Annotated in this window: 22 protein-coding genes and 3 pseudogenes; 11 read left to right on the forward strand and 14 right to left on the reverse strand. The window is 59.5% G+C overall.

Features of this window, described 5'->3' with window-relative positions:
* Window positions 1-14: 14 nt before the first annotated feature.
* The 3 genes and pseudogenes from V1289_RS02500 to tnpB all read right to left on the reverse strand — a co-directional run.
* A complete protein-coding gene (locus tag V1289_RS02500; RefSeq protein WP_334395487.1) occupies window positions 15-473 on the reverse strand; it encodes a nuclear transport factor 2 family protein in 459 nt (152 codons plus the stop codon).
* A gap of 241 nt (window positions 474-714) precedes the next feature.
* Window positions 715-921, reverse strand: a complete 207-nt coding sequence (locus V1289_RS02505) for a zinc-binding dehydrogenase (protein ID WP_334395488.1) — start codon at window positions 919-921, stop codon at window positions 715-717.
* Window positions 896-1,060, reverse strand: a pseudogene (tnpB, locus tag V1289_RS02510) (IS66 family insertion sequence element accessory protein TnpB); the annotation flags it as partial. The pseudogene tnpB and the gene V1289_RS02505, both read right to left, overlap by 26 nt.
* A gap of 70 nt (window positions 1,061-1,130) precedes the next feature.
* Between tnpB and V1289_RS02515 the strand changes: the two are divergent.
* Window positions 1,131-1,373: pseudogene (locus V1289_RS02515) on the forward strand (hypothetical protein); the annotation flags it as partial.
* Window positions 1,374-1,404: 31 nt separating this feature from the next.
* Here the strand turns inward: V1289_RS02515 and V1289_RS02520 are convergent.
* Window positions 1,405-1,545, reverse strand: coding sequence for a hypothetical protein (locus V1289_RS02520; RefSeq protein ID WP_334395489.1), 141 nt, complete (start codon window positions 1,543-1,545; stop codon window positions 1,405-1,407).
* 25 nt (window positions 1,546-1,570) lie between these two features.
* Here V1289_RS02520 and V1289_RS02525 point away from each other — a divergent pair, with 25 nt between their 5' ends.
* Entirely contained in the window at window positions 1,571-3,301 is a 1,731-nt protein-coding gene (locus V1289_RS02525; RefSeq protein WP_334395490.1) for an adenylate/guanylate cyclase domain-containing protein, read from the forward strand.
* A 1,167-nt stretch (window positions 3,302-4,468) separates the two neighbouring features.
* Here the strand turns inward: V1289_RS02525 and V1289_RS02530 are convergent.
* Window positions 4,469-5,554, reverse strand: a complete 1,086-nt coding sequence (locus V1289_RS02530) for a patatin-like phospholipase family protein (protein WP_334395491.1) — start codon at window positions 5,552-5,554, stop codon at window positions 4,469-4,471.
* Between the two features lie 388 nt (window positions 5,555-5,942).
* On the reverse strand, window positions 5,943-6,476 hold the full coding sequence (locus V1289_RS02535) for a hypothetical protein (RefSeq protein ID WP_334407235.1): 534 nt from the start codon (window positions 6,474-6,476) through the stop codon (window positions 5,943-5,945).
* Window positions 6,477-7,250: 774 nt separating this feature from the next.
* Between V1289_RS02535 and V1289_RS02540 the strand changes: the two genes are divergently transcribed.
* Together V1289_RS02540 and V1289_RS49475 are read left to right on the forward strand one after the other, a co-directional pair.
* Window positions 7,251-7,496: a hypothetical protein gene (locus V1289_RS02540; RefSeq protein WP_334395492.1), complete on the forward strand. Its 246-nt coding sequence runs from the start codon at window positions 7,251-7,253 to the stop codon at window positions 7,494-7,496.
* 261 nt (window positions 7,497-7,757) lie between these two features.
* Window positions 7,758-7,988, forward strand: a complete 231-nt coding sequence (locus tag V1289_RS49475; protein ID WP_442896162.1) for a hypothetical protein — start codon at window positions 7,758-7,760, stop codon at window positions 7,986-7,988.
* A gap of 274 nt (window positions 7,989-8,262) precedes the next feature.
* On the opposite strand, the gene V1289_RS02555 is transcribed toward V1289_RS49475, so the two are convergent.
* On the reverse strand, window positions 8,263-9,081 hold the full coding sequence (locus V1289_RS02555) for an integrase core domain-containing protein (protein ID WP_334395494.1): 819 nt from the start codon (window positions 9,079-9,081) through the stop codon (window positions 8,263-8,265).
* Window positions 9,082-9,912: 831 nt separating this feature from the next.
* Between V1289_RS02555 and V1289_RS02560 the strand changes: the two genes are divergently transcribed.
* Window positions 9,913-10,206 carry a GYD domain-containing protein gene (locus V1289_RS02560; protein ID WP_168213098.1) on the forward strand — a complete coding sequence of 98 codons (294 nt, stop codon included), beginning with the start codon at window positions 9,913-9,915 and terminating at the stop codon, window positions 10,204-10,206.
* Between the two features lie 773 nt (window positions 10,207-10,979).
* Window positions 10,980-12,428, forward strand: a pseudogene (locus tag V1289_RS02565) (short-chain fatty acid transporter).
* 312 nt (window positions 12,429-12,740) lie between these two features.
* On the opposite strand, the gene V1289_RS02570 reads toward V1289_RS02565, so the two are convergent.
* Window positions 12,741-13,709, reverse strand: coding sequence for an ABC transporter substrate binding protein (locus V1289_RS02570; protein ID WP_442895938.1), 969 nt, complete (start codon window positions 13,707-13,709; stop codon window positions 12,741-12,743).
* Between the two features lie 337 nt (window positions 13,710-14,046).
* Window positions 14,047-14,280 carry a hypothetical protein gene (locus V1289_RS02580; RefSeq protein WP_334395495.1) on the reverse strand — a complete coding sequence of 78 codons (234 nt, stop codon included), beginning with the start codon at window positions 14,278-14,280 and terminating at the stop codon, window positions 14,047-14,049.
* Between the two features lie 103 nt (window positions 14,281-14,383).
* Here V1289_RS02580 and V1289_RS02585 point away from each other — a divergent pair, with 103 nt between their 5' ends.
* From V1289_RS02585 to V1289_RS02605, 5 genes are all read left to right on the forward strand, one after another.
* The gene (locus tag V1289_RS02585; protein WP_334395496.1) at window positions 14,384-14,752 is read left to right on the forward strand and encodes a LysR family transcriptional regulator; all 369 of its coding nucleotides are present in this window, start codon (window positions 14,384-14,386) and stop codon (window positions 14,750-14,752) included.
* Window positions 14,710-15,264, forward strand: coding sequence for a substrate binding domain-containing protein (locus V1289_RS02590; protein WP_334395497.1), 555 nt, complete (start codon window positions 14,710-14,712; stop codon window positions 15,262-15,264). The genes V1289_RS02585 and V1289_RS02590 overlap by 43 nt, the downstream gene beginning before the upstream one ends.
* A gap of 164 nt (window positions 15,265-15,428) precedes the next feature.
* On the forward strand, window positions 15,429-15,746 hold the full coding sequence (locus V1289_RS02595) for a hypothetical protein (RefSeq protein WP_334395498.1): 318 nt from the start codon (window positions 15,429-15,431) through the stop codon (window positions 15,744-15,746).
* A gap of 146 nt (window positions 15,747-15,892) precedes the next feature.
* A complete protein-coding gene (locus V1289_RS02600; protein ID WP_334407238.1) occupies window positions 15,893-16,567 on the forward strand; it encodes a peroxiredoxin-like family protein in 675 nt (224 codons plus the stop codon).
* Window positions 16,568-16,646: 79 nt separating this feature from the next.
* Window positions 16,647-17,747 (forward strand): alkene reductase, encoded by a 1,101-nt coding sequence (locus V1289_RS02605; RefSeq protein WP_334395499.1) that lies wholly within the window; start codon window positions 16,647-16,649, stop codon window positions 17,745-17,747.
* A gap of 216 nt (window positions 17,748-17,963) precedes the next feature.
* Here the strand turns inward: V1289_RS02605 and V1289_RS02610 are convergent, their stop codons facing one another.
* From V1289_RS02610 to V1289_RS02630, 5 genes are read right to left on the reverse strand one after another with little or no spacing between them, the layout of a single operon-like run.
* Window positions 17,964-19,007, reverse strand: coding sequence for a Gfo/Idh/MocA family protein (locus V1289_RS02610; protein ID WP_334395500.1), 1,044 nt, complete (start codon window positions 19,005-19,007; stop codon window positions 17,964-17,966).
* Window positions 19,004-20,263, reverse strand: coding sequence for an LVIVD repeat-containing protein (locus V1289_RS02615; RefSeq protein WP_334395501.1), 1,260 nt, complete (start codon window positions 20,261-20,263; stop codon window positions 19,004-19,006). Before V1289_RS02615 ends, V1289_RS02610 begins: the two co-directional genes overlap by 4 nt.
* A gap of 17 nt (window positions 20,264-20,280) precedes the next feature.
* Window positions 20,281-21,522, reverse strand: coding sequence for an FAD binding domain-containing protein (locus tag V1289_RS02620; protein WP_334395502.1), 1,242 nt, complete (start codon window positions 21,520-21,522; stop codon window positions 20,281-20,283).
* A gap of 12 nt (window positions 21,523-21,534) precedes the next feature.
* Entirely contained in the window at window positions 21,535-22,770 is a 1,236-nt protein-coding gene (locus V1289_RS02625) for an MFS transporter (protein WP_334395503.1), read from the reverse strand.
* A 39-nt stretch (window positions 22,771-22,809) separates the two neighbouring features.
* On the reverse strand, window positions 22,810-23,745 hold the full coding sequence (locus tag V1289_RS02630; RefSeq protein WP_334395504.1) for a dihydrodipicolinate synthase family protein: 936 nt from the start codon (window positions 23,743-23,745) through the stop codon (window positions 22,810-22,812).
* Window positions 23,746-23,757 lie beyond the last annotated feature (12 nt).

Below are 23,757 nucleotides of genomic sequence, written 5' to 3' on the forward strand. Positions count from 1 at the left end.
TGGTGCCGTCTTTCCTAGGGAGCCGAGCTGCGCGTTTCAGTCCAGTCGACCATGAGCCTGCGCTCGGCGAAGAGCCAAGCGCCGTCCTGCTTCACGAACTTATCCAGGTAACGGATCGACGCTATCATCAGCGTGCGCTTGTCGCCGTCCAAGGTCACGTGATGAGCAATGCAGTAACTTTCACCGGTCGCTCTATCACTATCGAGCCGGATGGTGCTCTGGCCGTTAAAGTGCGTCGTCGCCTGATATTGGTTCAAATCAGCGAATACAGGAGCAAGCGCGCTGCGGCCGTGGAGGAGATAGGTCGGCTCGGACGAGCGACTGTCCATGAAAACGTGAAAGGCCGTGTCCTCAGTGAAGAGAGCCATCTGTCCGTTTGCGTCGCGCCGATCGGCGTAATGGGCATAGGCGTCGATCAGTTCTCTGATGGCGAGGCGATCTGCCGCCTCTTCCGGGGTCGTGGTCGGGTTCATGGCGTTTCCTTTTGCCGGCTTAAGAAGGTGGCTGAGGGCGATTTGCCCACCGATCGTAGTCCTGCATGACGAAGCGAGACTGGCTGCCTTCGGGCCGCGCCAAAGAACACCGTGTAGATGGTACGATGTAGATGGTACGATTGCATAAAGGTTGCCAGCCGGCATATATCGATAGAACTCATCGGTTAGGCCGATAGAAGGCGAATTGTAGACATCGAAACTCCCGCGCGCTTGCCGTGCATCAATTCAGGCCGTCGATCCAAACGACCTGGCTGCCGGAGCTCCGGCCCGCCAGCAGATCGATGAACGCCTGGCGCAGCTGATCGAAGCCGTGCCTGTGCTCCTGGATGATGCGAAGTCGACCCTGCCGGATCCATTGCCCGAGTTGCTCAAGCGCTTCGTGCCGGTTCTGCTCGGAATATTCGAAGACGGTCCGCGCGTTTTGCACGGAACACGTAAATCGTGCCCGAGAACGGATCGGCCGCCATGATTTCGCGGACCAGCACCGACAGACCCTCGGCCCCCTTGCGGAAGTCGACCGGTCGCGTCGCAACCATCACGCGCACCGCGCCAGACGGGCCAATCACGCGCCGGCCTTCAGCGCCCGCAGCACCGCCGCGGGTGCGGGTGCGCTATCTCGAAAGAGGAGCAAATCTGATGTGTGACTATAGTCTCCACGCTGTCTCGTCTCGTCCCGCAAAGGTTGGCGAGATGCTTATTCCAACGTCATTTTCAGGAGGGACCCGCGGCTTTGCGGCGCAAGGGGAACCGAACGTGGCGGTTTGCCTACTTCCGGGGACCGAATTGGCTTTTGATCAAGACGTGAAACACGATCAAAGCTGGATTCGGACGAAGGCCACCAACTTCAGAGTTGCTCGATTTCGCAAGATAGATCAGCACAAACGCAATTCTTCGTTGCGTGGCGGACAAGTCACAGCTGCAGCGGGTCCGGCTCGAGCTTGATCCGCAATCCGGCCGCCCGCATCGCATCGAACAGCTTCTCCGGACCAAGCCGCGTTTGCAGGAATAAAACGATTGCTGGTCCGGTCTCCTGATTGATGATGATTGGCATCCTCCGTTTTCCGCCGATTATGCACATGACTGACCTCAATCGCGCGTCGTTTGACAAATATATCCGCAGCGTCGGCGTCCGGCAGATCCGTCTGGCTTGTGGGCTGGTTCTGTTCGCCTACTTGCTAAGCCATTTCATCAACCATGCGCTCGGCAATATTTCGCTGGATGCCCTTGCCACGGGTGTCAGATATCACACCGCCTTCTGGAAAAGTTTGCCGATCGCGATGGTGTTCTATGCCGCGGCATCTGCCCATGCCGGCCTCGGGATCTGGGCGCTTTACCAGCGCCGTCAATTTCGCTGGAAAGCGATCGAGCCGATACAACTTGTACTAGGTTTAAGTATCCCTGCCCTCATCATCACCCACCTTGCCGGTGTGCGGATTGACGACGTACTGTTTCAACATCAAAAACTCTACCCGCAGGTGTTTTACTCGTACTGGATTATATGGCCATACAAGATGTGGCTGATGTTCATTGTTCTGATCGTATCTCGGGTTCACGGCTGCATTGGATTGTATTTCTGGCTCCGCATGAAGGCGTTCTTCAAAACGGCGGCGCCGTTTCTGCTGGCCGCAGCGGTACTCATTCCGACGCTTGCCATGCTCGGCCTCTATCAAGGCGGACGAAGGGTCGTGCATGACAGCGGCACTCCGCAATGGAAGGCGGACAATCTCTCCCGACGTCAAGTCGGGACCGCTGCGGAGCAGGACATCATCGACAGCATCATCGAATATTTTCTGATTGGATATATCGGCCTGATCGGATTTGTTTTGATCGCACGTGGCGTGCGCACGTTGAATGAGCGGCGCGGTGGCATGATCAGTCTGTCGTACGGCAACGGCAGGACGGTTCGTGTGCCGAAAGGCCTGAGCGTGCTCGAAGCCAGCCTGCGCAATAACGTGCCGCACGCCAGTGTTTGTGGCGGTCGCGCTCGGTGCTCTACCTGTCGAATTCGTGTGATAGGCGATTGCAGTTCGCTGCCGGCGCCGTCAAGGCGAGAAGCCTTCGTGCTCGACCGTGTGGGCGCCGGTGGCGATCCGGCAATTCGCCTCGCCTGCCAATTGCGTCCGAACACTGATCTGTCTTTCTTCCAGATTTTTAGGCCCGATGTCACAACGGCTTCTCTCCGGAAAGCAGGTTCTGTCCGCATTGGTCAGGAACGTTATCTTGTCAGTATGTTCGTGGACATGCGCGGATCAACCACACTTGCGGAGCAGCGATTGCCGTTCGATACCGTATTCATTGTCAACCGGTTCCTAAGCGCAGTCTCCCAGGCGGTGATCGAATGCGGCGGTCAACCGAACCAATTTGTCGGGGATGCGGAATTGGCCCTATTCGGGCTCAACACCAACCCGCAAACCGCCTGCCGGCAGGCCCTTCAGGCAGCAGCGCTGATTGCTACGAATATCGATGAGTTAAATCAATTTCTAAGCCATGACTTGCTCAAGCCGATCCGTTTCGGGATCGGCATCCATGGCGGCGAAGTGATCATCGGCGACATCGGTTATCGCGATCACCAGGTGTTCACCGCACTTGGAGACGCCGTCAACGTGGCTGCGCGTCTGCAGGACATGACGAAGGGCCTCGAATGCGAGGTCATTCTGTCAGAGGAGGTTTATAAGACAGCGGGTCTACCGATCAACTTGTTGCCGGAGCAAGAACTCTCGATCCGCGGACGCGCCGAGCCCATGGTTGTCCGCCTTGTTGCAAATGCTAGGATGTTGTCCTCACCGAGACTCGCCATCGTCGCCTAGTAAATTCGCCGCAGGCATTCTCGGGACTAAATCATTCCAAGAAATGGTCTGCGCTTTCGGAATCGGAACACCGGCCGTCCCTGCAAACTGTTCGTTTGCGATCGCGACTGTTTTGCGCAAAAACTCTATCGAGCAAGGCTGCCGTGCGTGCTGCTGTTTACGATTGCCGGATTCTGGGTTGGCGACCATCGGCTCGTTGCAATTTATCACTCGCAGCAACCCGCAGGAACCGCTCCACCGCAATACTCTCGGATTTTTTGGGCTGGCAATTCAAATCTGTTAGTTGAATGTATACTTGCGGTCATCACGGCCCCGGTAGAATGTAGCGCCCTGCGCGCAGACGCCGTTCGAAGCATATGCATTGCTCTGCAAAGTTCTGTGCTGATAGTCGCCCGTATATGGATTGTTTGGTCCCTCATTCTGACAATTCGCGTTGGGATACAACTACGCACAGTATCCCGGTTCCGAGATCACTTGATGTGCCATTACCGAGGCTCCAAGCGATATAGACAGCATTGCAGCTGCACCTAAGAGTGTGAACTCCTTCATCATGGTTCTCCATGTTGTCGAAGGGATTCAACCGTTGAGCTTTCGAAAGTAGTCCCACGCGGAAACGCAGTAAGGGACAGCCCGTTGATTCGCAGTTCCGTCGCTGCAGCCTCGCTTGGGGCTGAGACCCATTTGCGGGAGATATTTTGAAGCCTCGCGGGTTATCATGATGCCATCGCATGATATTGGAGTGCAGGGACGGGACCTTTGCAGTGATGGACGTAGCACTCGTGGCTGCAGTAGGCGAGCTGCGTCGCGACATCTCGTAGGTAGCTCTCCCCAATTGACTCACAGCACAGCGCACAGAACGATTGCGTGCGAGGTGTTCTGCCTTTCACCAAAACGAATTTCATGTGGCGTCTCCTAATGTGAAACACACCATGTGCGCGGGTTCTCTGATAGTAAGACTCAACTTCTAGGCCAGATATTCTCGAGCTCGCAGGTTGTTTTGGAATGCAGGATCACGGTTCTGCGATCAGGATTTCATCAAGCGCGGCGGACCGTTCGCGTGCGGTGATGATGCTGCAACTCGGCCGCGCGAAGTCCGTCCTCATTACATTGGGGGGAAACTCACCTCAACGGACTACGTCTTCGAAGATGTCCGCACAACAAGGTCGCTCATAGATATTTCTCATGGATGTCGGTTGTCGACTGCTTACCCAACCGATCGAAGTTACCAGCAATCCAAGCACCTGCCCGCTCACGGCCGACTTTCATAAGCTTGTTGACCAGGTCCCAGTCGGCGTTCAACTTACTCCCCACGCTCATCGCTTGCATCACATCGTCTGCCTCGATGCTGTGAATCAGCATGCGCTTTATGGTCTTGTCCAGAATCTTCTGCTCCTCGATCAGCTTGGTCACAAAACAGACCGAACGCATCTCGCGCATGAGCGATGAGTTGAAACTGATCTCGTTGATGCGATTCAGGATCTCACTTGGAGTTTTGGGCACATCTGGTCGCTCGATCGGATTTATATGGACGATCACCACGTCTCGGCTGTCACAGTTATAGATGAGTGGGAAGATTGCAGGGTTGCCCATATACCCACCATCCCAATAGTGCTCACCGTCGATTTCGATCGCCTGGAACAAAAACGGTAGGCAAGCCGAGGCCAGAACAGCATCAGGTCCGATCTCGTCGTTCTCGAAAACGCGGATCTTTCCAGTTCGCACGTTAGTTGCTGAGAGGAAAAGCTTGATCGGACAGTGCGCGCTGCGTATCGCTTCAAAGTCCACCGTATCGCAAAGGATCGAACGCAGAGGATGGATGTTGAAGGGGTTGAGCTGGTAGGGCGAAAACAACCGAGTCATGATATCGAAGAGGACGACGGCCGGCGATGTTTCGAGCGATTGGTTGCCCGTCGACCGGTCTAACGGGGTTGACTGTAGAGGGCTGAGCAAAGCAAGATTGGCAACGCGGCGCCAAATGTCCGCCAGCGCATGCCGGGCGCGCGCGCGACCGCCGACTGCCAGCCCGTAGGCCAGCACGGTGGCGTTCACCGCGCCGACACTCGTGGCGCTGATACCATCGAAGTCGATACAATCGTCCTCGAGGAGACGATCTAGCACTCCCCAAGCGAAAGCGCCGTGAGACCCCCCACCTTGGAGCGCCAAGTTGATCCGCTTCAAATTACCTGAGTTGTCGGCCCTGCCACCCAGCTGACCTTTGTGCTTGTGCTCTTTCTTATTGATGCCGATCTCCATGCAAACTCTCCCTTTCGTTCCTGGACAGTAGACCGGACGGCGCGTGAGTCTATTCACGGGCCACACTGAATGGGCTTACGATTCTGTTCGCTCATCGACCCGCTACCCACGCCCCGGATGACTCCGGGATTTCTGTCAGCGCGGCACATGCGTTCCCGAGCGCGACGGGGGACCTCTGTCCATAGTGCCCAGGGGTGCGATTTCGCCGCTCCGCAGTGCCGTCGGTGCGGCTCACGACTGCCCTCAGGTGGGGCCCCGTTTGGGGTCCGATGATGCGCAAGTAACTGGGAGGCACACAAGCCGGACAGTTTCCGAGTTAAGTGCTCCAAATTACAAATGAGTTGCAACAGGGTTGCAAAGACAATTTTGCCCGGCGCATGTACAGCTGTTACATGCCCATGTCGAACCAGTTCGGAAGCTGCGCCAGCGGCAGTGTGGCCGCGCCGATAATGGCTACGACCAGCTTCGTCACGGTGGGATTGCGGCGGAGCTTGCCGCGAATCTGGCCGACGATCCATTCCAGCACTTCGATATCGAGGCCAACGGCACGGGTCGGCGCCCAGCTTTCAATGGCGGTGTCGGGCGAAAGCGCAATGGTGCGCGACGGCACCGGCAAGCCCGACGCAGAGGCCGCGTGATGCACGATGGCCTTGGCGAACAGATCGTCGAACTGTCCATTGTCACTGCGCTCCGTGGCGGCGGCATTGATCTCGAACAGCGCTTCGGCTTCGGCACGGCTCACGGGCTCATCGGCCACAGCCGTCGCGGTCAGGGTACGCGCGCACCAGGCGGCGTCTCGAGCATCGAGCGCACGGAAACAATGAATGCGGCCCCTCGTTGTGGGACCTTCGCCAGTGATCACGCCGTTGCGCACGATGCCGAGGGCATGTACTGCGACGTCCCTGTCATCACTTTTCGACATCTCAACGGCGCCGATCAGTTCGTCAGATATTTCGACAAAGGCAGACATTGTACTGTTCTTTCTTCTTCCATATCCGTGCATTTCATGCGGGCGCAAACGAGCGGTTAACGTTACATCCCCATTTGGGCCGTATAGATTTGAGAGCGGAGCGCGTCCGATTTCATAGGAAAGATGTAGAGATCTCGGAGATCGCTTCTCCAGACGCATCGGTTTGGGTGTAATCATTTTTCTCGACCGACCCGATGCGGAAGGTGCGGATCACCTACTGGGAAGACTCACATTCGGGTACTTATATTCCCGAGCCACCTGGAATCATCGGACGGCCTCTGGAGCATTGGAACCGGATGTTCGGATCAGCCGCGACGGGACCGGTAAGCCAGTTCAGCCGAACGGCGTGAATGCGACCCATTCCTTGATCGCAAGCCTGCCGCTCAGCTCCGAAAACAGATCAGTGCAGTCATCGCGCTAACTTTGCCGATTCTATCCATGAACCCGGATGGAGTCTCCGGTACACACAGCGCTTTATTGGCGACGGTCGCGGTTAAAGAAAATAAATTCACGTACCCGGGAATATTGTCATCTGAACTCGAATCCCTCGACGAGAGGGAGCGCGCTTATGCATCACCAGCGCGCGTCGAAACTCTTTCGCTCCCTCCGGAGCAGGAAGTAGAAATACAATCGGGGAAATTGTACCTGTGGCGACTATGTTTAGTATCGCAATGGCAGCAAACGCTGCGGAATTGTCAATAATATAAGCTGACAAGGGAGGCTTTTATGACAACTTCGTCCACGCCGGACGGCACCGTCGCAGAATGCAAGCGTCGCGTTGACGAATGCAATGCACTTTTACAAAATACAATTGTGCCAGAATATCGCCACGCGTTAATGGCCATGGCTAAAGCATGGATGAAGATCGCTCACACCGAGGAACAAATCCATCAAATCAGCGAGTTGCGACCGTTGGAAGATTGCGTTCGAGGTTCGGCCGAGTCAAATCCCAGGCCAAGTAGACGAATTTAGGCATGCCATGGCCAAACAGCCCATTATGGAACCACTGCGAAAGTATTTCACTGGATGATTGTGGCCCTTCTCATTGTGCAATACCCGCTCGGCTGGTTCATACCGCACATTCATCGAGGGATAACGCCCGGTCGCCATCATCGTCGAGACGCCTGAGAACACCAATGCCGTTCCCGTGCGGCTGCATTCCGCCTGCCTGACTGGCGACTGTTAGGTTCACGGCGCTGCGACCGCGGGGAACAGCTTCGGCTCGCTCTGGCGCTGCTCGAAGACCTCGGCGTCGGCTTCATTCTCTATCTGACTCGGGAAGGCCGCGGGCTTGGTCTCGCCAACAAGATGCGGACATATCAGTTGCAGGACGAGGACCTCGATACCTTCGACGCTAACACCACACTCGGCTTCAATGACGATGAGCGCGATTACGGCATCGTTGCACGCATGCACCGGATGCTGAACAGCACGCGGACCGTGCTGCTCCAACAATCGGGCTAAGCATGCCGCTCGAGGTGCCTATCAATGCCGACAACCGCCGTTATATGACGGTGAAGGCAGTGCGTGCCGGACACCGGTTCGATCATCTGACGGCATCGCTGGCCCGATCAGTCCTAGCTAGGGCGCGTCGTCCAATTGAGCCGTACGCCCGCCCGGTCACTCGACTTTCGGTTTGAGGAGTTCTTGCGAACGGACGGAGCTCAAGTGGCCTTGGTGACAAGGGTGGCCCCGGTATCGACATTGGCCGCCACCTGCTCACTGTGCCTGTCGGGATTCAAACACGTACATACAGATGATGGAGTCCGCCGAGAAATGGCGTAGGCAAAATGCGACCAACGGCATGTACTGTTCGCGGCGACGGCGCGTCCTTGTTGACCGAAAGGTGCGTGCGAGCCTCGTTATAGTAGGTCGCGTAAGATCGCAGCAGATGGCGGCGATGCCGCTCGCCGAACACGACAACGTGGTCACGACATTCCCGCCGGATCGAACCGATCGCCCCTTCACAATATCCGTTCTGCCACGGCGATCGCGGCGCGGTTGGCCGATCCCGAATGCTCATCGCCCGAAGGCGGCGGATGAAGACGTCACCGTAGACGGCGTCGCGGTCACGAATGATGTATCGCGGCGCTACTTTCCAACCATAGGCCTCGGTGAGTTGGTGCGAAATCCATTCAGCCGTTGGATGCGCAGTCACTCCCAGCCACAGGATTTGGCGGCGATCGTGATGCAGTAGCAGCAGCCCGTAGAGCAGTCGGAATGAGATTGTCGGAACCACGAATAGGTCCATCGACGCGATGCCGTCGGCGTGATTATGAAGGAATGTCTTCCACCCTTGGGACGGCGGTCGCCTTCCCCTCGCCATATACTTTGCAACGGTGGTTTGTCCGACATCGATGCCGAGCTTGAGAAGCTCGCCATGAATCCGTGGTGCGCCCCACAATGGGTTGGCGAGACTGATCTCGCGAATGAGCTGACGGATTTCCAGCGGACGGCCACTGCGCGGTTTTGATTTCCAGCGCCAATACGCTCGGAAGCCAGCACGACGCCAGCGGATCACGGTCTCCGGCCTGACGATCTTCAAAGCGTCCAGCACGCCAGGTGCCAGCCGATACAACCCGGCAAATACCAGACGGTCGATGCTGGGAAGGTTAGTCGCTGCGGCGATTTACGTCGCAGCAAGTTGAGTTGATGACGAAGCGTCAAGATCTCTGCTTGCAGCGACGCTCGCGACCGGAACAATCCGATCAGCACCAAGCAAATCAGCCTGCAAACATCTCTCATCAACCAAGAGCATCGCCCGATTCGACTTCACTTGCTAGCCGGATTGAGTTTCCGACGAGGCGAGTGACTTGCTCACCGTTCGACAGACGGCGGTTGTCCCCACTCCAAGACCTCTCTTATACCGCAAAAGGTACGCACCGGCAATGTGGTGATGGATGCCTTCCAGTCGATCCATCCAGGTCGTCCATGGCAGGGGAGCTGATCGCGCATGCCACTTCCGAACCACCATCCGGTCATAGTCGTAGCTCGCGTGAGCGCCATGTCACGAGACCTTCTTCTTACGAAACATCCGCTATCTGTTCGCGGTGCAGATCTCAAGCCAGTCTATGCCGGCGGCAAAGGCTCGCGCACGAGTTCACTTAGATTTAGAACCTCGCCGCTTTCCGTGATGTCCACTCGGGATAGGAACGCGGGAGCCCCTTTCTCAGGCGCGTGACATCGCGTAATGTGTGATGAGCTGCCCTTTAAGACGGGACGAGCCGACGTCGCCGCTTGCTGGAATGGGCAGCGATCAGGCCGTCGGCAGGCTCGCAGTCTGAACGCAGCGCCTACCTTTGTGGCGCTCTCGCAACTTCAACATAGAGCAGGTTGGCCTACCGCGCGAGCGGCAAGCAATGGGCTTGTGTAACCTATGGAGGAAGACATGCCGACATTCATATTGACGATCAACTGGACCGACCAGGGAATTCGCGCGGTCAGGGACGCTCCCAAGCGCAGTCAAGCGGCGAGAGAACTCGCCAAGAAAGTCGGGGTCGAGATCAAGGAAATTTATCTCACCTCTGGCGAGCATGATCTCCTTGTCATCGCCGAAGCACCTCTCGGGGACCATGTCACCAAATTCGCGCTTGCAACCGGTTCGCTGGGAAACGTGCGCACCCGCACCTCCCGAGCTTGGACCGAGCCCGAATGGACCAAGCTCATGTCCGAGCTTCCGTAGCGGCTTCGGATTTCTGACGCGCCGCCTGCGGGCGGTCCACCTGGTTGGCGGCGCCTGGGATTTCGACGCTCGGCGATCGGCCGTCAATGAGGCACTGTCGCCGAGCGCCTGCAACAAGAGGCACTGTCACTGTATAATTTCTTCTGTCGGTAGTTCGAAGGGCGAAATAGCGAAATGTATTCCGCCACGAAGCGACGTCTCAAATGGGGCAATCTGAGAAGAACTCAGTACGAGCATATGTTTTCCGTGTTGCCTCTCATAGCGGTCATTGGTGCCGGCACTTGCACGATGAATGCCACGTCGTCCATGGCGTCACTCCGTCGCGTCCTTGGATAGCAAGGTGCAAAGGTAGAACGCCCTCCTCGCACGCTGGCTTTGAAGATTTCTACACTTTAAATCAACGCATCGGCCGGAAATACGCAAGGCTTCCGTATGCAGCCAGTTCTCGCAGAGGGAAATAATGAGCAGCGACGCAATCGTCGACGGTTACCCGGAAATGGATTGATCGGCGTGTGACCGATTCGCGAACAGGGCATGAAGCATCCGTTGCTGACCGATGTCGGCGGGCGTCTGTCCGGCGCATTCCCGGACGGCGTCGTACCTTTTTGGAACGAGGGCCCGGCATGACCGTCGGCGGGTGATCGCCGGGACCGAGGCGAAACTGGTGGTAGCAAATCAAGTTCCGGAAATGCGGCTATGACGGCAAGGCGTCCCGCCGCACGGAAGGGTCGAGGGCCGCATCGTTTTGATTAGAAACCTTGGGAGGATTGACGATGACAACGACAAGTACAGCAGCGTCTTCCGGCGGCCCAACACAGCAAGAAGGTGTACTGGTCCGGACCGCAATCGGCTTCACGGCGTGGGCGGAGCGTCGGTTTCCCGATGCCTTTATTTTCGTCGCCATCGCCGTAGTGGTGGTCGCGATTGCGGCACTGATCAACGGGGCTTCGCCAGTTGCTGTCAGTGTGGCATTTGGCAATGGCTTTTGGAGCTTGATCACCTTCACTGCAGATGGCCTTCGTGGCCATAGGCGGGTATGTCGTCGCCACTTCCGCGCCAGCGCAGCGGCTCATCGGCTGGCTCGCTGATTTGCCCAAAACCGGCACTGGCGCAGTGGGGCTCGTCGCCGCTGTCAGCATAATAGCCTCCTTGCTCAACTGGGGTCTCAGCCTGATCCTTGGCGGACTGTTGGTGCTTGCGCTTGCGGCGCGCCGCGAATTGCGGATGGATTACCGGGCCGCAGCGGCGGCGGCATACTTGGGGCTTGGTGCGACTTGGGCAATGGGGCTGTCTTCGTCAGCAGCGCAGCTACAAGCAAATGCTGCGAGCCTGCCCAAGAGCCTGTTACCCATCACCCGCGTCATTCCATTCTCCGAGACGATCTTTCTGTGGCAATCGGTCGTGATTACGGTGGTGCTTCTTGTGGTTTCGGTCATCATCGCGGTCTGGTCGGCCCCGGGACCCAACAACGCCGTAACCGCTGAAGCCATGGGGATCGAAGCCTCACACGAAGACTCGATCAAAGCGACGCCGCCCAAGCAACCAGGGGAATGGCTCGAGCATTCCCCCATTCTTACCGTCCTGCTCGCACTGCTCGCGATTGGTTGGGTGGTCAACGAATTTTCCCGCCAAGATTGGATGATCGCGATTTCCAACCTCAATACCTACAATTTCATGTTCATCATGGTCGGGCTGCTACTGCATTGGCGGCCGAAGCGATTTCTGACGGCGGTAGTCAAGGCGGTACCGGCGACCTCCGGCGTGCTGATCCAGTTCCCATTCTATGGCGCGATCGCCGCTATCCTGACCCAAGCGAAAAACAGCGCAGGGGTGACTGTTTCCGATCAGATCACCCATGCCTTCGTAGCATGTCGACCCAGCATCTCTTTCCGCTGGTGATCGGGATCTATTCGGCAATCCTGGGTTTCTTCATCCCTTCAGGTGGCGGAAAGTGGTTGCTCGAAGCGCCCTACGTGATGCAGGCGGCCAACGATCTCAAAGTGCATCTCGGCTGGGCTGTGCAGGTGTACAACGCCGCGGAAGCGTTGCCCAATCTCATCAATCCGTTCTGGATGCTGCCGCTGCTCGGCGTCTTGGGCTTGCGCGCTCGCGACGTCGTGGGCTTCACTTTCCTGCAATTGCTGGTGCATCTGCCGGTCGTGCTGTTCCTGTTGTGGGCGCTGGCATACACGCTCGAATATCATCCGCCGGTGATACCATGAGAAGGCCCGGCCAAACGGTCTCGGGATTGCAGATGGTTGGTCGGCGGGATTGCGATCAGTTAAGCAGGCACGAAGACGTTGAGGTGCAGGGGTAGAACGCCTCCTTCCCGCGAAACTTGGATTTGTCGCACCGAGACCCTTGTAACGGTGACAAGCTTCACCTTTTAACAGGCCGCCGCGTCCTGCTCGGGGTGGTCATGGTGCGATGCTTGTGATCAACGTTTGCTAATGTCTGCTTTCCCTCCAATAGCGACCGCGGGGCTGACATCACAGGATGTCTCAAACGTGCACAATTTCGGAACTGGCGACGGTTCATTCGATCACCTCGTCAGCCCGGGCGAGCAGTGTAGTTGGCACGTCGAGACCAAGCGTTTTCGCGGTCTTCAGATTGATAACAAACTGGAACGTCGTGGGTTGCTCAACGGGAAGATCGCGCGGCTGGACTCCCTTGAAGATCTTGTCCACAAAGTACGCCGCTCGCCTATAAAATTTGCCGAGGCTGTCGCCATAGCTCATAAGCCCGCCGAGCGCCGTGTACTCGGCGTAGGGGTGTATCGACGGCAACCGACGCTTCAATGCCAGATCCGCCACCAACGTTCGCGGTGGATCGTATACCGGGTCTGGAACAATCATCACGGCCTCGACCTGCTCGTCGAGCTTCTCGAAGGCATGTGTCGTCTCCTCAATGCTGCGGGCCTCCATGAGGTCTAATTTGATGCCAGATCCGGCAGCAACCGCGCGGGTGGTCTTAAGCATGCCCACATAAGCGAGGTTGTTGGGGTTCATAAGAATGCCTACGCGCGACAAATTGGGCACCACGGCTGTCAGCAGCTCAAATTGCTTCGATGCGAGCTCAGGCAAATAGGTGGCAAGGCCTGTGATATTGCCACCGGGGCGGGCTAGGCTCTCAACAAGTCCACTACCAACCGGATCTGCCGTATAGCCAAGGATCAGCGACGAGCGATCGAACACCAGCCGATGCTGGAAGAACTCCTCGCCGCAGAAGAACTGATAATAGGGGTTCTCGACCCAGCGCTCGCACAAAACCTCGTCGGACAGGTCGTAGGTGTGCTTGAGGATCGCCAGCCCCGCCATCAATCGCGTCGGCAGTGGTGGGCGGCCCGGATCATCCGAGTAGACCGCCCCAAACTCCCGTTCCAGGAATCCCCAATCCACCGTGCGCCCCAGCGCCACCAGCGGATGCTTCAGGTCGATGATCTGATCGAGCCGAGAGCGGAACAGATCCTGCTCACCCGTCTCACGCCGTTCCGGTGGCCGCATCTGGTCCCCCGCCAAAACACTCAAAGGCGAGTGAATCACAAATCAAATTTGCAAGGAATCCCCTTCCGCACACCCCATTCCCGGCAAACTCGATTGCCTCAGCCTGCCGTTTCCAGATTCTAAATCAACGACTTGGGAATTCTTCACGGACGACGAAGTACGAGAACAATCTGCCCCGGCAATCCGCTGGGCACGCCGCGCGGGTAAGCCGTGTACTGGTCAGGTCGCTGCATTCTAAGTCTCCTTTGGCCTTCCGGGACGCGCTTGCCAAACTTAATTCGATGCAATGGCTAGGTCCTGTCAATCGTGGCGGCCACCGCGAACCGATGACGCCCCGCTATCCACGTCCATGGAAAATGCACCGCAGTAGCACCTCAAAATGGGGCGCGGCGACGACCAAGATGCTTGCCACGGCGCTGCCCGTCATCGCGTAAGCCAGTAGTGCGTCCCTGGCCGATCCGGACAAGGCCTGGGCAGCTTCGAGCGCGATGGCTTTCGCGCGGGCCACTCCACGGGAGTTGGCTGTGGCGATTCGGACCGGCATCGTGATCTGGTCTTCGTGGGTGTACATCGCATCTCTCCTCGGCGGGTTCGGACGCGTACAAAGATGGCCAAATCCCGCCCGGCATGGCAGATAGGGCGGAGCGATATCGCTCATTCCTGCGGAGAATAGGATGGATCGGCTGGCTTCGATGGAGACATTCGTACGGGTCGTCGAGACTGGCTCCTTTTCCGGAGCGGCCCGACAGCTTCGAGTAGGACAACCAGCGGTCTCGAAATCGGTCGCGCAACTGGAGGAATATCTCGGCGTCAAACTGCTGACGCGCTCGACGCGGGGACTAACACCCACCGAGGCCGGACTTGGCTATCTCGAGCGCGCCAGGCGGGCGCTTGAAGAAGCGGCCGAGGCCGAGCTCGCCGCGCGCGGAGCGGGAGCAGGCCTCAAAGGACGATTGCGCGTTGCGCCGCCGTCACGTTTGCACGGATCCATCTCATTCCGATGTTGCCGCAGTTCATGGCGCAGCATCCGGAACTGGAGCTAGAGGCGATCCTGGACGACCGTCAAATCGAGCTCGTCCAGGAGGGCATCGACGTGGCTCTCCGGATGGGGAAGATGATGGATTCGACACTGACCGCTCGCCGCGTCGCAAGGTGCAAGCGGCTCGTGTTGGGCACGCCTGCCTATTTCGATCGGGCGGGCACGCCGTCGACGCCGAGTGAACTGAGCAAGCACCAAGCCGTCGTCTATCTGCAGGGAGAAGGCAGCGTGTGGTCGTTCAGGCGCGAAAGTACGGAACTGGCCGTTAGCGTTCAAAGCAGATTGCGGGTGACCGCTGCGGAAGGTGTGAGAGCCGCGGTGCTCGCCCATGCAGGACTGACCATCGCGTCGGAGTGGATGTTCAGCCCCGAACGGCGATCGGGCGCCGTCCGAGCGGTCCTGTCTGACTGGAGTCTCCCGCCACTCGACCTATGGGCGGTGCTTCCGACCGGTCGCGCGGCGACTGCGAAGGCGCGAGCTTTCGTTGACTTCTTCGACCGGTCGTTCAACGCATAAACGAGAACGCCGATAGATCTTGCGGCAGGGGGCGCGTCTCGCGCAGCTCATGAGACGAACGAGCATGCCTTCGATCCTGGCCGGCATTCAGCGTTTGGGCTGGATGAGTACGGTGACACGCAACGGAGCTGCTCATCCCGAGCCTCCTACAAAGGAGTGTCGCCATGTCCCGCACCTCGATCCTGAAGCGCTCACTTAGCGCAGCCACCGCCGTCGCTGTCCTTGCCGCCCTGCTTTCACCGGCAAACGCTACCTATCGGCAAGATAGCATCGCCGTTTTCCCCGATCTGTCGATCAGCGCCGCCACAGATCGTGCGCCGATCGTGTTGACCTCGCGCTCGCCCTGGCTTGCTCCGGTCGGCCATCGGCAACCGCACCAGGCAGACGTCCCCCAGCACGAAGCCGTCTCGGCATGGGAGCACCAGCAACAGCAGTTGGACCAGGAACTGGACCGCAAGCTGACCATCTGCAGGGGATGCTGACCCGCTGCGCCGCGATCATTCCCGGGCGGAATAACCTCTAGTCGGACGTGCCCGCTACCTCGTCAGGCGGTCTCCTTTAGGTTTCTGCGCGTGAGTTCAACGAAATGGGCGGCGCCGCCGTCCGCAGACGCCAAAGGAGAACCGTCATGTCGCTTCAGGCCAAGCTCGACGCTTTCAAATCCGATTTCGAAGCCGGAAAGCCGCCCTACAGTGTTCCTCGCTCGGTCATCGAGACGATGCACCGCGCCACCGCCGAACTGATCGAGTCGGGGGCCGCGCGGCACGCTAAGAAGGCAGGCGATGTCGCCCCGTCCTTCTCGCTGAAGGATCCGGAAGGTAACGTCATCAACTCGGCCGACCTTCTGAAGCGCGGCCCTGTGGTGCTCAGCTTCTACCGGGGCGTCTGGTGCCCGTACTGTAACATGGAGCTGCAGGCGCTCGAAGCTGCCAAGCCGGAGTTCGACAGGTACGGCGCTTCGCTGGTCGCGATCTCGCCGCAGACCGCCCCCAACAGCCGCAAGTCGGTGCGCCAGAACAAGCTCTCGTTCCCGATCCTGTCGGACGTGAAGGGAAAGGTCGGCGCCGCGTTCGGCCTGCGCTTCGACCTGCCCGACTATCTGGTCGAACTCTACAAGCAGCTCAAGAACGATCTGCCGACGTTCAACGACGACCCGAGTTGGACGCTGCCGATGCCGGCCCGTTACGTCATCGGACAGGATGGCGCGATCCTCTATTCCGAAGTGAACCCCGACTACACCCGCCGGCCCGAGCCAGAAGACATGATCCCGGTCCTCCAGCGGGCGGCCGCCGTCAAGGTGTGACGGCGCATGAGGCGGCCGGTGGGGCGCAATGACCATCGGCCGCTGTCCTTCCACTCGAGCACCCGAAAGGAACATTCCAATGTCCAAGCTGTTCACGCCGACCCAGGTCGGTCCCTACACGTTGTCCCATCGCGTCGTGATGGCGCCGCTGACGCGGATGCGCTCGGATCCGGGCGACATTCCGAGCGACCTGATGGTCGAATACTACACACAGCGCACATCCAAAGCCGGCCTGATCATCTCCGAAGCGACGCCGGTCTCGACCCGCGGCAACGGTTATGCCGGTGCGCCAGGCATCTACTCCGACACCCAGATCGCAGGATGGCAGCGCGTCACTAACGCGGTCCACGCCAAGGGCGGCCGCATCTTCCAGCAATTGTGGCACGTCGGCCGGCAGTCGCATGTCGACTTGCAGCCGAACGGGGACGCGCCGGTCGCGCCCTCCGCCATCGCGGCCGAGGGCTACGCGTACTCCAAGCGCGGCGAAGTCCCGTTCTCGATGCCGCGCGCCCTCGAACTGCACGAGATCCCCGGCATCATCGAAGAGTTTCGCTCGGGCGCCGAGCGGGCGCTGCGGTCGGGCTTCGATGGCGTCGAAATCCATGGCGCGAACGGTTACCTGCCCGACCAGTTCCTGCAAGACGGAACGAACAAGAGGACCGACGAATACGGCGGCCCGATCGAAAACCGCGCCCGCTTCCTGCTGGAGGTGACGCAGGCCGCGATCTCCGTCTGGGGAGCCGATCGCGTCGGCGTACGCATCGCGCCGAGCGGCACCTACGGATCCATGGCGGACAGCGACCCGGCGGCGACGTTCGGCTATTTGACGACGCAGCTCGACCGCCTAGGCATCGCCTATCTCCACGTTGTCGAACCGCGCATCATGGGCACCGAGGAAGTCTCGCATGGCAGGTCGCCGATCGCCGCGCAGCATCTGCGGCCGAAGTTCTCGCGGACTTTGATCGCGGCTGGCGGCTTCACCCCGGCTTCCGCAGAAGCCATCGTCACGTTCGGCGACGCCGACCTTGTCGCCTTCGGTCGCCACTTCATCTCGAACCCTGATCTGCCGAAGCGGATGCGGCAGGGCCTGCCGCTCACCCGCTATGACCGGTCGACCTTCTACGGCGGCGACGAGCGCGGCTATACGGACTACGCGACCGCCGAGGCGGCTGCCGCCTAAGCGGTAGCGCGTCCTACATCTCTCCGCCCGTGCGGTTGGATGGCCACCCCTACCACGCCTGAGCGTGGCACTGTGCCGATAGCGATGCGTCGCCGGCGAGCTTTCCGCTCGCCGGCGATTACGCCTTAAACGCCTAGTCGCCGCGTTTCCGCACGCGCCCAGCGGCGCGTTCGACAGAGGACGATCTGCGGAACGGTGTGAATGCAATTCCAAGCACTAGATCGGCGACCGAGACAGTACCTCGGCTATCGACACGCTTCGTCCGGCCGCGATAGATCGCGATACGGCGCTCATAACCGCTATGTTTTCCAGGATCTGCTCTTCCGTGAACGGATAGGATGCTTTGCCTTCGATCGAAAGCGCGAACCGTTCCAGATTGGCGCGCACCGAATCCCTGCTGGCCAGTTTAGCGACCGATGGCGACCCCGTCCGGGATTGTACCGTCAGCGTGCTCGCACCGGCTTCGTCCGGATGCGAGGAGTCGCGGACTTCCGCCCACGCGTCGCTGCCGAAAATTGCCAGCCGGGAGTAGAAGGGGGTGGCGAGCACGGTGTTCAGGTAGCCAGTCGCCTTGGAGGCAAAGCCGAAATGGACTGATAGCGTGTCCGCGTAGCCCGTGTTCGACATGCGTGTCGCCGGAAATGCAGTCACCGTCTCGATCGGTCCGACCAGATCCAGAAACAGGTCCGTCAAGTGGATGCCCGTCGCCGTCATCGCGAGCGGTATTTCGCTCTGAGCGCTCACCCGCCAATTGTCACCGGCGATACCCTGCAGCTTGTCGTGATTGAAAGAAGCTTCGACGTGCATGACGGTCCCGAGGAATCCGTCGACCAGCAATCTGCGCAGAGCTTCCACCGCCGGCTCGAACCGGCGTTCATGCCCGATGCCTAAGCGAACATCGGCCACGCGGCATGCCTCGAGCGACTTCGAAACTTCCTCCACGGAAAGTCCGACAGGTTTTTCGCAGAAGACGTGCTTGCCCGCGCGGGCCACGGCCTCGATCTGTAGGCCGTGTTGGGCATGGGGCGTCGCAAGGATCACGAAATCGATCGAAACGTCCCCGAGGACGCGCGCGAAGTCCGTGGTAAAGGCCACATCGAATTTGTCGGCGTGCGCCCGATGCTCCGCGCGGCTTCCGACCGCATACACGATGCGAACGATATCGGAGCCGATCATCTGCCGCAGAATGTGCTGGCCCCACCATCCCAGCCCGACGATGGCCGCGTTTATCGGACGAGTTCGCGTTTTCGACGAACTCATCCCTGAAACTCCATCACGCAGAGCCCGCCATTGTAGTCGGTACTGTAGACTATCCCCGACGCATCGACGAAAACATCCGCCGACTGGATGACTTTCGGTCGGCCCGGACGGCTATCGACCAGTTTGGCCGGTGCCGGCGGGACCAACGCGCCGACTTCGCGAGGCGCGTAGCGATCGCGGATATCGAAGACCCGAACACCCGCGTTTTGGTACGTCGTGAAGACGAGTTCCGAGCTGACGAAACTGCCGGGTCGGTTCTCATGCAGATTGTGCGGACCAAAATGCCCGGGCTTCGCCCTATAATCCGCGTCCGAAGGCGACTTGAAGGTCGAAATGCTCACTGGGTTGGACGGCTCGCGGACGTCGAACAGCCATATTAGCTTCTCGCCATCCTCCTGGTGATCCAGCACGGCCTCATCGAGCACCACGAGCAAATCGCGGTCGGGCAAAGGCAGACAGTTATGCGTTCCGCCGCCGAACGGCGGCGACCAATTCTTGTGGGCGACGAGTTTTGGTTGGGCGCGATCCTTGACGTCCAGAATGACCATCCCGGCATCGCGCCAGGCGAGATAGGCGGTGTCTCCGTGGACGATGGGGTGATGCAAGCCCTGCCGACGCGAAGGATCCGCCACCGCGGCTTCGCCAGCGGCGGCGTTCATTCCCGGCAGCCAATACCGCCCCGCCTCCTCCGGCCGGGTGGGATCGCTCATGTCGATGGTGATGAAGATGTAGTCCGTGAACCCGTCGATCAGAGCCGAGGCGTAAGCCCACCGCCCGCCGGTGTACCATAGCCGATGAATGCCGCCGCCTTCTATCGGCATGAAGCCGATCTCGCGTGGCGCTTCGCCACGCGAGATGTCGTAGACGGCGAGACCCGCCCGCCAATCGCGCACACGCTTTCCGACGTCGGCCGTACCGACTTTCCTTCCGAGTTCGCCCTTGTAGTAGGCCTTCTCGTCCTGAAACTCGGGAGCAGCGAACATGTCCTTGGCGTTGATGACGAGGAGCAGGTCGTCGTGCGTCTGCAGGTGGATGTTCCAGGTGTTCTGAGCGGCGGGAACGTACTGCACCGGTTTCGGCCGCGCAGGGTCCTTCACGTCGACGACGCTGAACCCCTTCGAGAACATGTGGCCGATGTACGCGAAACCACGGTGAACCATGAGCTGGACGCCGTCCGGACGGCCGCCTTGATCGGTATGTCCGATCAGCCGCATGTTGCGCGACAAATCGGGGACCGGAAGATCTTGAATTCCCATGTGACGTACCGAAGCTCCTAGGCTGAACGAAGAAATGCGGACGACGCGGTGTGCTTGAGAATGCCCGGAATGCTATGGAATTCACGCCGATGCGCATCGTTCACCCCGGTCTCGGGCGAGGCGTGATCGAGCATGTATTCTCCCAGAAGGCGACCTTGGGCCACAGCCTTCCCGGCGATTGGTAGACGCTCGCGTTCGAAACGAGAAAGGCCCTCGAGCAGGTCCGGATGACTCGCGAGCGAATCCGCGAGAACCTCGGCGTCCGTGCCGGCCTTGGCGATACCCATACCCACGTGAGGCCGAGCCACCGCGGCAGCGTCGCCGATCAGCGCGACGCGACCGTATACCATTTTATCGACCAGCAGATCGTAGATCGGCGTGAAGAAGGGTTTGGAGACGCAGAAAAGGATATCGCGCATCGGCGGCGGCAGGAAATGGCGCGCGTCCTCCTTCAGACGCGCGATGACATGGGCTCGGACTTTCGGCGGCGGAATGGAAACGGCATGGTAGACGCCCTCCTCGTCCACCAGCATGTCGTCCAGGTCGGGTTTGGAGACGGCCCGATACCAGACCCAATTCCACCGGCGGTGACCTGGCCGTAGATCGTTGTCCGGTCCGGCGATCGGGTAGCCGATGTTCTTATTGTGGGGCGGCAGGAAGAACGCGAACTTGTCGAAGACCGCCTCGTGCGCTTGCTTCGGAATGACACGCTCGTCGGCAAGACCGCGCCAGACCACGTAACCTGCGTAGATCGGTTGGATCTCCGGAACGAACATGTTGCGCACGACCGAACGAAACCCGTCGGCGCCGACCAGTAGGTCGCCGGTCACGCGTTTGCCGTTCTCGAAGATCGCCGTAACGGAATCGGCGTCTTGTTCAATGGTCTTCAAGTTGTAACCGAGATGGTGCGTGCCCTGTGGGATCGTGGCGCGCATGATCTGATGCAGTTTATCCCACGAGGTAACGATCTGCTCGTAGGGTAGCCGCTCGATCACGCTGCCCTGCGAATCCAACGCGACGCGCTCGTAGACCGTGACGCCCAAGTCCTTCAATTGGGCGCCGCTTCGCTCAAGCGACTGTATGAGATCGGGATGGGTGACAATCCCGGCACCGCGCCCCCGAAGTTCGACGTCGCTGCGCTCGTATACGTCGGCCTGCCATCCGGCCTTCCGCAGAAGTGACGCTGCGAAGAGACCCGACATGGAGCCACCGATCACGATCGCGCGGCGCGGAATTGATGAACCGTTCGTCCTTGTCATCGCGAAGCTCCTTTAGTCTTTCCGCATCTTGGAAAAATCGTACAGGCTCATCAGAACGACCCCAAGCAACGGCGGTCCAACCACCACCAAAAGGGAAGCGGTCGACCATCCGGCGGTTTCCACGAGCTTGCCGAAGAGCCAGCCGGCGAATGGTCCCGGCAGGTAGAAGGCCGCGAGAGCGACGGCCCCCGCATAGCCGATCTGGCTCGGATCCACGCTACGCTGTACGACCGACATGAATCGCGTGAACAAGAACCCGCTCATCGTCAGGCCGAAGACCAACGACAGCAGCAGGTGGAGTCTGAATTGCGGCACACCGTCAAACAGGACGTAGCCGGCGGTCGCCATCAGCATCAAGGCGCCGATGATGCTCCTGTTGCTGATCTTGTCGCCCAACCAGCCGCCGAAGACGCCGAGCATCGCCCCGATGCCGTACATGCCGAGCGCCGCTCCGGCATCCACTACCGAGAAACCGAGCACCGTGTGGGCGTAATTCGCGTACAGCGCCGAATAGGAGAAGAACGAGAACCCGACGAACCCGAAGGACACAGCACTCAGAATGAGATTGCGTGTCCAGATCGACGCGGTCGGCATCTCGGCGTTCCGTGCGAGCGACGGAGTCGGGCCGGCGTCGGTGAACTCCAATGGAATGACCACCGCGGCGACGACGGCCATTACGATCCCGGCTACCCCGTACGCGTAGAACGACGCCGACCAGGAATTGGCCCAGTTCTCCAGCCGCGTGCCGAGGACCGGGCCCAGGAACGCGCCCAACCCGAAGAACGTCTGCATCGCACCCATGGCTGCTCCGCGCCGCGCGCCGAAATAGGCTCCCATGCAGGCGAAGACGGCTCCTACCTGCAGCGCCTCCCCGACACCCGTAAGCGCCCGCAGAACCGTCAAGCTGACGAACCCGGTCGCTAATGGCGTCAGCAAAGTGAACAGCGAGTAGCAGACGAGACCGCCCACCAGGACATTTCGGCGTCCGAACCTGGCCATGAACCAGCCGCTCAAGGCCGCGAAGATCGCCACATTGACCGTGAAGACGGTGCTCACGAAGCCCGCTTCCGGGAGAGTGAGGCCATAATCCGCACGGATGCTGCCGAGCAGCGCTGGAAAGACCTGGCGGTCCATGGCGTTGAACATGTACGAGAGACCCAGGAGCAGAACCAGCCCGACCGCCTGTCGCGTGCTGGACGGCCTCGCATCAGACTCCACCATCGTTGGAGACACTGCTTCGTTCGTCATCATCGTTTCGTTCCTCCGGATTTTTTATGTTTCGAATTCTTATTGCTCGACCGACATCTCGAAGTTCAGCGATGCCAGCTTCTTCAGCAGGTCGGACTGGACCGACTGACTTAGCGGCGTGAGCGGCGGTCGCACGATCTTCCAGGCTTCTCGGCCGGTGAAGTGGGCCAAAGCGCTCTTCATGGCCGGGATCAATTCGAACGACTGGAAGATCCTTCGCACTTCATCGACCCTCGCCTGCAGCGCTGGCGTCTCGTGGGCCGGTCGACCACCGTCAAGAGTGGCGAACAGGGCGCTGATCGTGGCCGGATTGATGTTCACCGTCGCGCTGATGCAACCGGCGCCGCCGATCGCTAACGAGTCCGAAAGGAGGACCTCGCTGGCGGGAAAGACGTCGAAGCCTTCCTTGGCGAAGTTCTCGATCATCGCCTTGGAATTCGCCCAGTCTCCGGAGGAATCCTTGGCACCCGCGATCGCGCGTGGATAGCGCTTGAGGAGCCGCTCGATCAGCGACAGCGTTATCGGCACCTGGGTCACTTGCGGGATGTGGTAGAGATAGATCGCCAGGTTCGGCTCGGCGACGGCGTCGATCACTTCCGCGTAGTAGGAAAAGACGCCCTCCTCGGAAACGTTCTTGAAGTAGAACGGCGGCAGCATCAGGACGCCTGCCGCGCCGTTCTGGACAGCATGTCGCGTCAGACGGACGGCATCCTTGACGGAGCAGGCACCCGTTCCCGGCATCAGTCTGTCTGACGGGATGCCGGCCTCGATTAGACCGTCGGTCAGGGCGATCCGTTCGTCGGTGCTAAGCGAGGCGGCTTCGGAATTCGTGCCGAAGATCGCGAGTCCGGCGCCGTTGTCGAGCAGCCATCGACAATGAGCGAGAAACGCCGGAAAGTCGGGCTCGCGATCCTCATCGAACGGAGTGAGCACCGGCGCGAGAGCGCCGCCTATCCGATTCCTTCGTCTCGACACGCGTTCCTCCTG

The organism is Bradyrhizobium sp. AZCC 2289 (genome assembly GCF_036924615.1).
Taxonomy (GTDB): domain Bacteria; phylum Pseudomonadota; class Alphaproteobacteria; order Rhizobiales; family Xanthobacteraceae; genus Bradyrhizobium.